This is a genomic window from Lacrimispora sp. YZC11 (genome assembly GCF_057543815.1).
Genome location: NZ_BAAJYQ010000005.1, coordinates 614,502 through 628,845, shown reverse-complemented (window position 1 = coordinate 628,845; position 14,344 = coordinate 614,502). Strand labels below are relative to the sequence as shown.

The following is a 14,344-nucleotide window of genomic DNA, read 5'->3' as shown; positions in this document are numbered from 1 at the left end:
GTCTTTGTCCGGTATTGTGGGAGATAATTGATATGAATTTCAGAAGTTTATCATAAAATTTAATCCGATTGCATAGAAAACCGCACAGAACCATTTCCATTAGAATAAACTGAACTGAGAATAAAAATGCGTTGTTATTTAAGCAGTTTGCAGGAGTTTATATGGACAATATCAGCTATAATGAGGAAGCAATGGCAAGTGCAGGATTACCTTATGATGATATAAACTGGTATACTATTGCAGGTCAGCCGTTTGGTGCTGCATCCAGATTTAATGTTATTGTATTTAACGATGCAAATAACATTATAGATATTGATGGGCCTGTAGCTATAGGTGGAAGTTTTTACAGCCCAAGGGGTTTGAGTGTTGGCTTTGCCAGTAGGGGTAACGGAGCAGTCGGTTACTCGCCGGATTTAGTACGCTTTTTAGTTGGCGGTAATGTATCTATGACCGGCCCTTTGGTCGTTATCGGCCATGTGGTTGTCGGCGGTGGGTTCCGTGCAGCCAAGGGAAGTACCTATTTAATAGGAAAAGATGGCATGACTGATGGAATACAAGAATTAAAATTTTTGTACCAGGCCAATGGGGGCAGTCAATATTGGACACCATCGGATAAAGGTGATCATTATGTGGTTCCCAGTTATGATGTACCAAGATATATACCTGCAAGCAGGATAGGTGCTAACATACCAAGCTTTTTTAGTGATGCCAGGGAAAGCATCGGATACTACAAAAACTGTATTGAAGCTTTAACTCCAAATGGAAGTGTAGTGGATAATAATTACGAATGGATTTTAAGGGGCAATGACCCTGTACAGAATGTATTCCTTATCGATGTAAGACCAAATGGTTTAATCAACAAAGGAATACGTGCAGAAGTTCCACAAGGAAGTACAGTCATTGTAAGGCTGAGAACGGGAGCAAATGCCCATTTGCAATACGGTGTTTATGGGGAAAGAAATAAGACGAATCAGACATTGTATGTGTTTGAGGATGCAACTAATATTTACATGGAAAAATCTTCCGATATCTGGGGAAGTATACTGGCACCACAGGCTATGTTCCATGCACATCCCACAGGCGGTCATGTAAGCGGTAATGCTGCCTTAGGAGCTTTTGCGGTAAATGCTGACAGCGGCTTTGAATTTCACTATTTTCCATTTGTTGGAGGAGTGATGTGTCAAGTACCAGCCCCTGTCGTTCCCGCCCCGGAAGTACCTCAGGTTTCACCGGGAACGGAGGAACAGCCGGCTCCTGTATGTCCGGAATGCCCAACGTGTCCAACACCAACACCTTGTCCGGCACCAATACCATGTATGGCACCACCACCCTGTCCGATACCGGAACCCTGCCCGACATGTCCGACACCGCCACCATGTCCGACACCGCCGCCATGTCCGACACCGCCACCATGTCCGACACCGCCGCCATGTCCGACACCACCACCTTGTCCTACGCCGGAACCCTGCCCGACGTGTCCGGTACCATCACCTTGTCCTGCGCCGGAACCATGCCCAGCGTGCCCGGCATGTCCGGTACCACCACCTTGTCCTTCACCGGTACCATGCCCTATACCAGAGCCGTGTCCGGCCTGCCCGACACCGGAGCCATGCCCAGCGTGCCCAGTTTGCCCGGAATGTCCGGCCTGCCCGGCACCTGAAAAGGAGTATATTCCCATCCCAATACCAATTCCGGCAGAATGCCCAAAACCGAAGCCTTGTCCGGAATGCCCAGCCTGCCCGGTACCGGAAAAGGAATATATTCCCATTCCAATACCAATACCTGCAGAGTGTCCCGCGCCGGAACCCTGCCCTGTTTGCCAGGAATGCCTGATTAAGCCCTGTATTATCATGGGATGTATCTGGGACTGCCGCTGCCATGATTTCCATGATTGGGATGTAAAATTATATCAGAGATGCGACGACATCGATACTTTTCTGTACTGTGTACAGATTAACGGATGTGGCTGCTTTGAATTTACAGTTCCTTATGAAGGCTTTTATATCTTAAAAGTAAGGATGTCTGATAGCTGCTGCAAGACATTCCGGTGCAAACCAATCATAACTTTTAATAATATTGGTGTAGCCTGTTTTATGGTTGAATAATTTTATATCAATTTACTGTGTATTAATTTTTATCAGGGCTGCTGCATGAGAGGTATACCTTAATTGCAGCAGTTTTTTTATTGATTTCCCTTTTAGAGTTTGTTTCCCTTTGGAAATGTAAATGGAAATGGAAATGCTGCCCGTTCTCTGGCAGAAAATGGGCGGCATGTGAGACTGATTGATAAAAAAGTCACAATGGAGTACTAGAATGTTCTATTAAGATTTTATAGCCCAACGTAATTTTGCACACCGGGCACGGCTGTTGGAATTACATTCGGCCGCTGATGGACGAATAGCTTCAGGGGCTATTTCTCTATAGATGCCATCTCGATAGAAGCGTTTAAAAGATTTTTTAACGAGACGATCTTCGCCGGAATGAAAAGTGAGGATAGCAACACGCCCGCCCTCAGCCATGGCAGCAGGAAGCTTTTCTAAAAATTCATATAACGCTTCAAATTCATTATTGACATCAATTCGCAATGCCTGAAAGCATCTTTGACAGGATTTTTTAATTTCATCGTTTCTATCCTTTTCAGGAATGAATTTCAGAGCATCTTTAATAACTTGTTGGAGCTGACTTGTTGTTATAATGTCTGTTCCTTTTTTTATTGAGGAAATAATGGCACGGGCGATTTCTTCGGAATGAGGCTCGTCCGCGTTTTCCAGCAACATACCGTGTAATTCTTCTTGTGAAATAGTTTTAAGGCGATCCGCTGCAGAGATTCCTTTCGATGGATTGAGCCGTAAGTCTAGTGGTCCCTCTGTCTTAAAAGAAAATCCTCTTTCAGGATTGTCTATTTGCATGGAAGAGACACCCAAATCTGCCAATATAAAATTCAAAGGTCCCGATTCGGAAGTTATTTGATCGATATTGGAAAAGTTTGATTGCCTGACCGTTAAAATTTCCGGACCATATCCTAAGCTCTCTAAACGGTCCCTTGTTCGCGGTAATTCGATAGGATCTACATCAGTAGCATACAAGTGCCCCTTTGAATTTAAACATTTAAGCATCTCTAAAGTATGACCACCATAACCCAAGGTTGCATCTAATCCAGTTTGTCCAGGGATAATCTGTAAGAATTCTAATATCTCATTCACGCAAATTGAACGATGCATACCAGCAGGAGTATTGCCCTTTTGAATAACCTTTGCCACAGCATCAGCATATAACTCTGGTTGCAGTTCCTTATATTTATCTTTAAAAGACTTAGGGTGAGTACCTTTATACCTGGGACGACGCTGATGCTTTTGTTCTTGATTATCCATACTTGTTTCCACCTTTTTAAATATCTATTATTAATACATGATTCAAAGCGCCTGCGAAGCGGACGGTTTTGAATTTTCCTATATAACATGATATCAAAAGCATGTCATAATAGCAAACGCATAATAAAAGAATCTGTATGAAAAAATAAACCTATCGTGAATGGGAGTTAATGAAACCGTTTTTATTGCATTAAACGGTATCCTCATGTAAAATGGGTTAGTACGTGATTAAACAAAAGTTAAGTAATCCTTTTTGTTATTATACAGTTTTTAAATGGAATGAGAGGCTTAGATATGGATATTAAAAATTTTCAGAATTATGTAATCAGTGAGGATATCGTAAAGGCACTTCATGGCCTGGAGTATGATATACCTACGGAAGTTCAGGCTAGAGTCATTCCAGCTGCTTTAGAAAAAAAAGATCTTATCGTCAAAGCGCGGACGGGCAGCGGCAAAACAGCCGCATACGCAATTCCGATATGCGAATTAATTGAATGGCTCGAGAATAAACCACAAGCGCTTATTTTGACTCCAACAAGGGAACTTGCTGTTCAAGTAAAAGAGGATTTTGTCAATATAGGCAGATTTAAACGAATAAAAGCAGCGGCAATCTATGGAAGACACCAGTTTTCTATCGAGAAAGCAGAGTTAAAGCAGAAGACACATGTAGTTGTAGGTACACCGGGACGAGTCATGGATCACATAAAGAAAGGGACATTACCCTTAAATAAGATTAACTGTTTAGTAATTGATGAAGCTGACCGAATGCTGGATATGGGATTTATTGAACAGGTAGAAGCAATTATGAAAGAACTGCCCAAAGAACGTATGACAATGCTGTTTTCTGCTACCATGTCCGATGAAGTAAAAAGTATTTCATCTAATTATATGAGAGACCCCATTAATATAGATGTCAGCGAGTCCAGTATCATGACAGCTGATATTAATCATTTTCTTTATTTTTCGAATGAAGAAGATAAATTTGAACTACTTACCGACGTTACGATTATTGAAAAACCGGATAGCTGTATCATCTTTTGCAGTACAAAGGATCGAGTGGATATGGTATGTGATCGTCTGGAAGATTTAGGCTATCCCTGTATTAAAATACATGGCGGCATGGAACAGGACGACCGATTATCTGCAATGATGCGTTTTAGGAGAGGAGAATACCGTTATTTAATAGCCACAGATGTAGCGGCAAGAGGTATAGATATAGAGAATATTTCTCTGGTTATTAACTATGACATTCCCTTAGACGAGGAAAACTATGTCCATCGTACAGGAAGAACAGGACGTGCAGGACAAAAAGGGAAGGGCATCTCCTTTGTGACTCCGACACAAACCAGATATTTGCATGACATCGAAGAGCTGATCGGGTTTAAAATTCAGGAAATAACGAAACCCACCAAAGAGGAAGTGTCCATTCAGAAACCAACCTTTGATAAACAAATGAACTCGGCTCCACAAATTAAAAAGATGAAAAGCGATCAATTAAATAAGGATATAATGAAATTACGTTTCAATGGTGGAAAGAAAAAGAAGCTCAGAGCAACCAATTTCGTTGGAGTCATATCCAATCTGGAAGGTGTGAAGGCAGAGGACATCGGAATAATAACCATACAAGAAACCCTTACCTATATAGAAATATTAAACGGTAAAGGCCCATTGGTACTGGAAGCAATGAAAAATACAATGGTTTGCGGTAAGCAATTGAAGGTAACGAAGGCAGTGGATAAAATTTAAATGTATAGGAGAAGGATGAACAATGACGTATATATATTTGATGAATAATGTAAAACCATTAAATAAGGATCTCATAAAGAGCCATGTAGATCATTTAAAAGAATTAAAGAATCAAGGGAAACTTGTATATTGCGGGCCTTTTACAGATTATCCCGGAGGAATGGTCATCTTTTTAGCTGAAGATTTGGTGGAAGCGACTAATATTGCTAAATCAGACCCTTTTATTTCTTCCGGATGTAAATCTTTTGAAATCAGGACGCTGGAGCCAGCCAATGACGAAAACAATTACCTATTGGGAGAATAAACAAGCATTCAGGTGGATCATTTTTGGCGGATCAAGGCATGTGGAAATCTTGGGATTGATTTAAAAAGTGTGAAACTCAAAAAGTCTTGAAAATACTGGGTTTATGGATACTGTATTGTAAAGTTAATATTTCGTCTTGTTTTTATCCCTTGATATGTGTTTATGAAGACATATCGAGGGATTTTTTTGAAAAAACCTCATAAAAAAATACAAAATGATCACATATATTCTTGACAAAATATAGAAATGGGAGTAGTATTTGTATATGTCTAAACGACATATGAGAGCTAAAATTTTATAAAGGAGTAATTGCATGATAGAGCTGATTATCTTAGGATTTTTATCTTATAATTATCCTCTCACCTTATACGACATAAAAAAGGGAATGGAAAGAAGCACCGAATATTTTACAAGCACAAGTCAAGGCGCAATACATCCGGCCTTAGTGAAACTTGAGAAGAATGGATATATAACTTCAAAAGAAGAAGTTAAGAATAACAGGACAAAAAAGTTATATCGAATTACCGATTCTGGAAGAGAGCGATTTAGCATGCTAATGAGACAGGATTTAGGTTCTGATAAGTATAAGTCCACACAATTGCTAAAAATGTTTTTCTTTCATGAGTTAACCAAAGAGGAACGGTTGGAATCGATTAACATCCATATTAAGAATTTTAGAGATATGCAGCAAGACCTCGTAAACATTAGAGATGAAGGAAATCTGCGGCATGAGGAGATGGGGTTATCTCTAGAAAACCATAAGCCGGCAAAATATGAAAATGATGCTCTTGAGTTTGGCCTTGCGTATTCCAATTTTGTTATAAAGTGGTTTGAAGAATATTTCAAAAGGATTGAGGAGGAGTCATGATGATATCGATTTTTGATTTAGGGAAAAGTAAAAGAAATGAATCGCTGGCTCAGGAAATTAAGAAATACTATATGGAAACAAAAAAAGAAACTGAGGTAGTTATCTATAATTCTATGGATACTGAAATAAAGGATTGTATCGGATGTTGGAGTTGTTGGTGGAAGACTCCTGGAATATGTGCTTTGAACGATGATGCTTATAAATTGTATAAGGACTATATAAACAGTGATGAAGTGGTTATTCTTTTTCATACGGAAAATGGTTTTATTGATGGCAAGGGAAAAACATTTCTGGACCGATTAATACAACATTATTTACCCTACATTAAATTAAGAAATGGTGAATGCGGTCACCTGAAAAGATATAATAAATATCCCATTATTAACTTCTATTTTGAAAAAGACGGATTGAGCAATGAGGAAGCAAAAGTCATAAAGAACTATCTTGCTCGGATGGCATACCATTTTCAAAGCACTTGTAAAGAACTTTTATATGAAAACGACAGCATACAAACAGCTAACTTAGAAAGCACAAAACCTATGGCTGAGGTTCTGTCAAAGGAAGTTATTGAAAGAAAAACAACCGGTAAATGGGTGATTTATAATGGCTCTCCGAGAGGGAATCATTCTAACAGTAAGTTGATCATAGAAAAGATAATTATGGGAATGAATGCACAAGGGGCAGAAAATATCGAGGTAAGGAACTTGATAAATATAAAAGAACATAAAATGTGGGCAGAGAATTTCAGTTCCGCAGAAAACAATTTGTTTGTTTTTCCGCTTTATGTTCATGCAATGCCGGGTTCGGTGATGAAGTTTTTTGAGCTACTAAAGCCAATAAACAATAAAGAGGTACATATGGCATTTTTAGTTCAGTCCGGCTTTCCGGAGACTAGCCAGTCGTACTATTTAAGACCTTATCTTGAACTAATTACAAAAAGGCTGGGAGTATCTTTTGATGGAACAATCATAAAAGGCGGTGTGGAAGGCATTCAAATGAAACCGGAAAAAGCCAATAAAAAGTTCTTTGACCAAATGGAGTTAATAGGCAGAACGTATGCCAGCAAAGGAATTATGGATTTAAGCTTGAAAAAAGAATATGAAAAATCTGAATACCTATCAAAAGGTGCTCAATTACTATTTTCTATATTTTCATTAACCGGATTAACAAACTACTATTGGGATTTCAATCTTAAGAAAAATGGTGCTTATGAAAAAAGATTTGCGAAACCATATACGGACTAAAAGCTAGTGGGGAGAATTTTTTATAGTTAGGGAGGCATAGAACAATGCGAGAGTATTTTATAAAAACAAACCGGATTGGTTTTTCGAAGTGGAGTGCTTCCGATTTAGATTTGGCTGCCCAGCTATGGGGAGATACAGAGGTCACACATTTTATTTGTGCTACCGGAAAGTTTACACATCAGGATATCATTGACCGCCTGGATACAGAAATTCATAATGATGAGGTGTTTCATATACAGTACTGGCCTATTTTCGAGCTTGCTACGGATGAACTGATTGGTTGTTGCGGTATCCGCCCCTTTAAAACTGAAACGCATTCCTATGAGCTTGGTTCTCATCTGCGAAAAAAATATTGGGGTGTGGGGTATGCCTCCGAGGCAGCAAGGGCCGTCATAAACTACAGCTTTGATATTTTAAGAGCAGATAAACTGTATGCAGGACATCATCCGCAGAATAAGGCATCAGAAAAGCTGCTTTTGAGACTGGGTTTTCAATATATTGGCTTAAACTTTTATGAACCGACAGGATTGTATCATCCGTCATATGAATTTGGGGAAACTGGCTTCAAACGGGATCGTTTTTGACCGTTCAATGCATAATTCTCTTGCCCGAACCGCTCATTACGCCGAGCAATCCCATATTGCCCGGCGTTAGATCCTTTTAATCCGGGAATTCTTTATTTCGTTTTATTCGTTGTTCTAAATGGTCTGAAGAATGCGCGAATATCATCGGCCAGAAGTTCGGGTTCTTCCATGGCAGTAAAGTGTCCGCCGCGAGGCATTGAAGTCCAGCGGGTTATATTCAGATTGTGCTCAGCCCATTTTTTGGGTGGTAACAATATATCAGCCGGGAAAAGTGCAATGCCTGTCGGCACCTCTATACGCCCCATCAAAGGCAAAGAATGCACGTTCTCATAATACATATGTGCTGATGACCCTATCGTATTTGTAACCCAATAGATCATTATATTCGTGAGTAGTTCATCCTCACTAAATTTTTTCCGAAGGTCGCCGTTACAATCGCTCCATGCACAGAATTTTTCAATAATCCAACTTGCCAAACCTACTGGTGAGTCGGAAAGTCCGTAAGCAAGAGTCTGGGGTTTTGTCGATTGAATTGACATATAGGCCCCCTCATGGGAAATCCATTCTTGAGCATTTCTTTTGTATTGCAGTTCTTCTTCTGAAAGATCCTCTTGGTCTTTCGTATTTACAAGACTTCTTATTATTCCGATGTCTGTCAGGTGAATTCCATATAGAAGCTCCGGATGGTTTAATGCTAAATATCTCGTAACACCAGATCCCATATCTCCACCTGCAGCAACGAATTTTTCATAGCCGAGTTTTTCAGTCATTAGTTTAGACCAAAGCTCAGAAACACGATAATTGTTCATACCGCCATGTTCAGGGCGACTGGAAAAACCAAATCCAGGTATTGAGGGGACGATTACATCGAAAGAGTCCTCCGGGTCACCGCCGTGACGAGCCGGATCTGTAAGAAGAGGGATAATCTTTTGGTAACGCAAGTAACTGTCAGGCCAGCCGTGGGTAAGGATAATTGGTAAAGGACATGGTCCCTTACCGCGTTCGTGAATGAAATGCACATTGATACCATCGATATCACTTTGAAACTGAGAAAAGCGATTCAATTCGGATTCTTGTGCGCGCCAATCAAAATGATCCCGCCAATACGTAACCAGAGATTTTAAGTAGCCGATATCAGTACCTCGTTCCCAACCGGTATTTTCTAATTGATCTGGCCAGCGGACATGCTCCAGTCTGTATTTTAGATCATCAAGTATTTCATTGGAGACTTGGATATGAAAACGTTCAACACACATGTTCTTCTCCTTTCGTTTATAGAATATTGCAAATAGTATTTACCATAATTTAATGAAAAACTAAATATATTTAAAGTGTACCATATTAAAAATATGATACAATGATACAAATGTAGTTTTTAACTATACTATCTGCAGAGAGGAGAGACAGCAATGCCTCAATTTGACCGCCATAAAAACCGGACTGTAAACATTGAATTTGTTACTGCCGAGGACTTTAATACTCTTCCTTATAAGGAGCGTTTTACAATTATTTTTGTTACAGATGGAAGTATCACAGGAATATTGAATGAACGCCCAATGAAAATATCTGCACCAGGCGTTCTATGTTTATCGAAAGAAGATACAATAAAAATATCTAACAGGAACAATGTTTCAGCACAATCCTTTAGCTTTCATACGGATTTTTTGAACAGTACACGATTATCTGAAAAACAGGACAACGTTTCAACTAAATTGAGAATACAAACCGGTCTTTCACTTTTTCGCAGAGATCATTCACAAACCGGGGTACCCCTTGTAACCGCTAAAGCATATCCGCAATTATTTGAGTGGTTTTTTGTGCTTGGAACAGAAGTATTTGCCCAAAGCGATGCTCTTTGGGTATGCAGAATAAAAAAATATCTCATACAGATACTGGGCCTGCTTGAAAATTTGAATCGCAAAGCGGAACAATCACCTGTTGATTTAGTTTTAGAATATATATACACAAATTATCCAAATAAAATTGTATTGGAGGATTTAACCAGTTGTGCACACTTAAACCGAGTATCTCTAAATGAAATGTTTAAAGAAAGATGCGGAAGTACAGCAATGGGTTATTTACAGTTGTACCGGATGCAAGTCGCAGGGGATCTTCTGATTCACACAGACATGAGTCTGAATGAGATTGCACGTTCAACTGGATTTGAATATGACACTTACTTTATAAAACAATTTACAACTAAAAGAGGGATATCCCCTACATCATTTCGGAATATTTCCCGTGAACATGCCGCATCTATATAGGGTAATTGCTGAAAAACAACTTAATAAATCTAACGTCAGGTATACTTAAAGGCTGCTTCTGGTGCACCCATCGGACTTCCATATCCAATAACCACATTCAATGCGTCCGTTCCAGTTCGGGATAAAAATCCTTCTGCATAATAGTCCACTGAAATGTTCCGACAAAAAATCCTTTTAAGGGACTTTTTATCTTTTTTATTTCTTTAAATCCTAACCTGGAATAAAGGTGTTTTGCAGAATTTTCTCCAGCAACCGCTAATGACCAAGAAGTGTAGCCCCGATCCAATAATGCCTGTTCGGCGTGCTGAAGCAGCAGCATGCCAATTCCTTTCCCACGCAATGCTTCATTAACTGCGATATGTTCTATATAGCATTCATTTGGCGTGTTAACATCTAACAGCAGCATTTTAAAAAACAACAGTACGATATTAATGACGCCGTACCTTTGGCATAAGGAAATAATCGGTATTCTTTTGTTTCCTTTTTCTTTTTTACTGCAGCGTATTAAAATTACTCCAGCAATATTTTGATTTTGTTTTGCAACAAAATGGAGATAGGCGGGGTCACCGTTTTTCAAATCCCAAGAAGCATATAAAATATCTTTTATATCGTGAACGCTTAAATTCTGACGATGACAAAACTTGCTTTTAAAAGAATGTACTAATAAAGCAACTACGCTTTCGAAATCTTTGTTTTGATACTCTTCAACAGTAATTTGATCCATGACAAGCCATCCTTTACAAACTGTTATTTAGATACTATACTTACAATAAACCCTTGAGCAGCTCAAGAGTCAATGGTTCATTTTTATTTTTGGGAGGGCAAGATGCACGGATTGTTACGGATTGGGCAAGTAAGCAAATTGTATGGGATATCCTTGGATACTTTACGGCACTATGATCGAAAGGGGTTGCTTGAACCAATCGTTGATGCTCAAAGTGGTTACCGGTATTATTCCCTGGAACATCTGGATATTCTGGAGATGATTCTGGTAGGAAAATTTACTGAAATCCCTCTGGATCAAATGAAGGAAAAAATAGATTCGGAAAGTATTAATGGATATTTGTCCATGCTACAAGAACAGAGCAGCCGTATTTATGAAAAACAAAAGATATTAAACCAGCTTGGGCATTATACGGAGGATATGATGGAACTGCTGAAGACGATCGCAGAATTTCAAAATGATTTCAGCTTTTCTTCCGTTACCATTAATAAAGAGATGAATTTAACTATTTACAACGTGGATTTGCAAACAATGCAGGGTGATAATAAAATCTTGCAACAAATAGATGGAGTGGAATCTTTTGAACAATGGTTTTCTTATAATGTTGAAGCAGACGGAACAATTGTAGAAAACGGCGAGACAATCGGACTTTCTGTTTTTGACAATATGATAAATACAAAGATATTGAAAAAAAGTTTAGAATTTGCATCAAAATCTGATTTTGTAACACGGCACCACGTAACCGGTTACTATGGAATCATTTCATTTTGGGGAACTCAAAAAGATTTAATGGAATATCTATATAAATTATGCCGTCATTTTGATTTGAACGATACCGTTCTTCTAATAAAATTTCGATTTGCATTGCCTCATAAAAGTATGGACCATGAGTATTTTGTAGAAATATACTTTCCCAATAACCCAGCATGATCCTATTTATGTGATGATCTTGTGTTGATCCCGGGGATAGATGAGGGAGTTGTTAATGAAGACATATGCGGAAGATGCAGAGAGTTTATTGCCAAATAGATGACAGAAACATCGAAACACAAATAGTGTTACCCGAAATGATAGATGCGGTATTAAGAGATTTATTACCAGAAAGGTGGGATAGCAAATGGAGTTGAGGAAAATTAATGATAGAGTGTTTTATTATCCACATCAACCGGAAACGGATCGCCCCATGCTGGCTTATATTAAAGGGGATAAATTTTCTCTTGCAATTGATGCCGGAAACTCTGCATATCATGTGGATGAATTCTATAAAGCCTTAGAAGTTCAAAAGCTTAAAAAGCCCGACTTTACAGTGATAACACATTGGCATTGGGACCATACATTTGGAATGCATCGCATCAGCGGATTGTCAATCGCACATAATAAAACCAACGAATTTTTGGGTAAAGAAAAGACAAAGATTTTTGATAAAGCATACTTGGATTTTTTAAAGAATGACGATAAATGTTTCGGAAAGGAGTATAAAAATAATAAAAAAGTAGTTATCGTTCAGGCGGATATTCGATTTCAGGAGAGCCTTAGTCTTAATCTTGGTAGAATGACAGCAAAAATATTTCATGCGGAATCTCCTCACTCCGATGATACTGTACTTATCTATATTCCAGAAGAAAAAATTCTGTTTCTCGGAGATGCAACCAGTGAAGATTTCTTTAATGATGGATTTATGGACAAAGAAAAATTACGGGCATTGATAAATTTAATCGAGAAAACAGATTGTAAATTCTGTATTTTGAGCCACACAGAACCTCTGACGAAAACGGATTTATTATATTATTTAAAATCAATATAGGGTTATTAAGTTTCTTCCTTTGTGTAGAACCAAATTTCTATCATAAATTTGGGTTTAAACCAACTTATGGATTTATAATTTTTCACGTCGCTGATAAAAATAAAAATGCCGAATGGTGTATGGTTCTCGAATTAACTCCCGGAGCTTTAGCAGGCAGAGCCGGGACTATCAAATGATTCGCAGTATGAGCATAACTGGAAACTGACTAATTCAATCTGTAAAGCAGTCAGCAAGCAACAAAGATTATTCTATAGAGAAATATTTGCGAGTTTTGCGAGAATAGAAAAAAAGACAATCTGTTAAGGAGAAGTATATGGAGATAAGAAAATTGACCATTAATGATTACGAGGAAATATATGATTTATGGATATCAACTCCCGGAATGGGGCTGAATGATATAGATGATTCGAAGAAAGGGATTGAAAAGTATTTAAAACGAAATCCCGATACCTGTTTTGCTGCAGTAGCGAACAGCAAAATCGTGGGAGTTATATTGTCCGGTCATGATGGCCGTCGCGGTTATATTTATCATACGGCAGTTTCAACTGCTAGTCGGAACAGAGGAATTGGGTCTGCTCTGGTTGATGCCGCGTTAAAAGCCTTGCAAGTCGAAGGTATTCAGAAAGTTGCACTTGTGGTTTTTGAAAGGAATGAGATCGGAAATATGTTTTGGGAACAGAAAGGGTTCTGCACAAGAGAGGATTTGAATTACAAAAATAAGGCGCTAAAAGAGCTAAACAGAATAGACACATAGATTCCGATTTGCAATTGGAAGGGCGATTATTTATATTATGTGAGGTCAAAGCATTGGACAAAAAGATTGAAAATGGCATACAGGCGATTATCGTACTACATGAGATTTATGGAATTAATGAATTTATACAAGAGCAATGTCAAAAATATAGGGTAGCTGGTTATGATGTCTTTTGCCCGAATTTAATTGATAATCCTCCATTTCCATATGAAAAATCCGAAGATGCATATGATTTTTTTGTTAAGAACATCGGGTTTGAAGTATATAAAGAAATTAATGTTTTTATCAATGAGTTGAAAGTAAAATATGATAATGTATTTGTTATTGGTTTTAGTGTTGGAGCAACCATTGCATGGAGATGCTGCGAAAATTCTTTGTGCAGTGGGATTATATCTTTCTATGGCTCACGTATAAGAGACTACACAAACTTAAACCCTGCCTGTCCAACGCTTTTGCTGTTTGCAAAGGAAGATTCTTTTGATGTTCATGCATTGGTTCTCCAACTTCAGGATAAACAACATTTGTCAATCATCGAATTTGATGCTGAACATGGGTTTGTAGATTCTTTCTCTAAGCATTTCAATCTACAGCAAACAAAACGTGCTGAAAAGTCAATAGCCTGTTTTATGAACGAATGTATAAAATGAGCATTTGGGACAAGCTGAAAACTGTTTTGAGATA

General features: G+C 38.4%; 14 protein-coding genes. 11 read left to right on the top strand and 3 right to left on the bottom strand.

The window, feature by feature from the left end; translation table 11 throughout:
• Positions 1-161 precede the first annotated feature (161 nt).
• On the top strand, positions 162-2,105 hold the full coding sequence (locus AC27IJ_RS06015; protein ID WP_487147978.1) for a collagen-binding domain-containing protein: 1,944 nt from the start codon (positions 162-164) through the stop codon (positions 2,103-2,105).
• A 216-nt stretch (positions 2,106-2,321) separates the two neighbouring features.
• Here AC27IJ_RS06015 and rsmH read toward each other — a convergent pair whose 3' ends face one another.
• Positions 2,322-3,371, bottom strand: a complete 1,050-nt coding sequence (rsmH, locus tag AC27IJ_RS06010) for a 16S rRNA (cytosine(1402)-N(4))-methyltransferase RsmH (RefSeq protein WP_312441498.1) — start codon at positions 3,369-3,371, stop codon at positions 2,322-2,324.
• Between the two features lie 294 nt (positions 3,372-3,665).
• Between rsmH and AC27IJ_RS06005 the strand changes: the two genes are divergently transcribed.
• The 5 genes from AC27IJ_RS06005 (at position 3,666) to AC27IJ_RS05985 (ending at position 8,117) form a co-directional block, all read left to right on the top strand.
• Positions 3,666-5,117 carry a DEAD/DEAH box helicase gene (locus AC27IJ_RS06005; RefSeq protein WP_312441499.1) on the top strand — a complete coding sequence of 484 codons (1,452 nt, stop codon included), beginning with the start codon at positions 3,666-3,668 and terminating at the stop codon, positions 5,115-5,117.
• Between the two features lie 22 nt (positions 5,118-5,139).
• On the top strand, positions 5,140-5,421 hold the full coding sequence (locus AC27IJ_RS06000; RefSeq protein WP_487147975.1) for a YciI family protein: 282 nt from the start codon (positions 5,140-5,142) through the stop codon (positions 5,419-5,421).
• Between the two features lie 313 nt (positions 5,422-5,734).
• Entirely contained in the window at positions 5,735-6,289 is a 555-nt protein-coding gene (locus AC27IJ_RS05995) for a PadR family transcriptional regulator (RefSeq protein WP_312441501.1), read from the top strand.
• Entirely contained in the window at positions 6,286-7,533 is a 1,248-nt protein-coding gene (locus AC27IJ_RS05990; protein WP_487147973.1) for a flavodoxin family protein, read from the top strand. The genes AC27IJ_RS05995 and AC27IJ_RS05990 overlap by 4 nt, the downstream gene beginning before the upstream one ends.
• Positions 7,534-7,577: 44 nt before the next feature.
• The gene (locus tag AC27IJ_RS05985; RefSeq protein ID WP_312441503.1) at positions 7,578-8,117 is read left to right on the top strand and encodes a GNAT family N-acetyltransferase; all 540 of its coding nucleotides are present in this window, start codon (positions 7,578-7,580) and stop codon (positions 8,115-8,117) included.
• A gap of 92 nt (positions 8,118-8,209) precedes the next feature.
• On the opposite strand, the gene AC27IJ_RS05980 is transcribed toward AC27IJ_RS05985, so the two are convergent.
• Complete coding sequence (locus AC27IJ_RS05980; RefSeq protein ID WP_312501860.1) at positions 8,210-9,373, bottom strand: epoxide hydrolase family protein; 1,164 nt, start codon at positions 9,371-9,373, stop codon at positions 8,210-8,212.
• Positions 9,374-9,526: 153 nt separating this feature from the next.
• Between AC27IJ_RS05980 and AC27IJ_RS05975 the strand changes: the two genes are divergently transcribed.
• Complete coding sequence (locus tag AC27IJ_RS05975; RefSeq protein WP_487147970.1) at positions 9,527-10,381, top strand: helix-turn-helix domain-containing protein; 855 nt, start codon at positions 9,527-9,529, stop codon at positions 10,379-10,381.
• Positions 10,382-10,478: 97 nt separating this feature from the next.
• Here AC27IJ_RS05975 and AC27IJ_RS05970 read toward each other — a convergent pair whose 3' ends face one another.
• A complete protein-coding gene (locus AC27IJ_RS05970; protein WP_487147968.1) occupies positions 10,479-11,105 on the bottom strand; it encodes a GNAT family N-acetyltransferase in 627 nt (208 codons plus the stop codon).
• 72 nt (positions 11,106-11,177) lie between these two features.
• Here AC27IJ_RS05970 and AC27IJ_RS05965 point away from each other — a divergent pair, with 72 nt between their 5' ends.
• From AC27IJ_RS05965 to AC27IJ_RS05950, 4 genes are all read left to right on the top strand, one after another.
• On the top strand, positions 11,178-12,035 hold the full coding sequence (locus AC27IJ_RS05965) for a MerR family DNA-binding transcriptional regulator (protein WP_487147966.1): 858 nt from the start codon (positions 11,178-11,180) through the stop codon (positions 12,033-12,035).
• A gap of 187 nt (positions 12,036-12,222) precedes the next feature.
• On the top strand, positions 12,223-12,909 hold the full coding sequence (locus AC27IJ_RS05960) for an MBL fold metallo-hydrolase (protein ID WP_487147964.1): 687 nt from the start codon (positions 12,223-12,225) through the stop codon (positions 12,907-12,909).
• Positions 12,910-13,222: 313 nt separating this feature from the next.
• Positions 13,223-13,663, top strand: coding sequence for a GNAT family N-acetyltransferase (locus AC27IJ_RS05955; protein WP_312441509.1), 441 nt, complete (start codon positions 13,223-13,225; stop codon positions 13,661-13,663).
• 53 nt (positions 13,664-13,716) lie between these two features.
• Complete coding sequence (locus AC27IJ_RS05950) at positions 13,717-14,310, top strand: dienelactone hydrolase family protein (RefSeq protein ID WP_487147962.1); 594 nt, start codon at positions 13,717-13,719, stop codon at positions 14,308-14,310.
• Positions 14,311-14,344 lie beyond the last annotated feature (34 nt).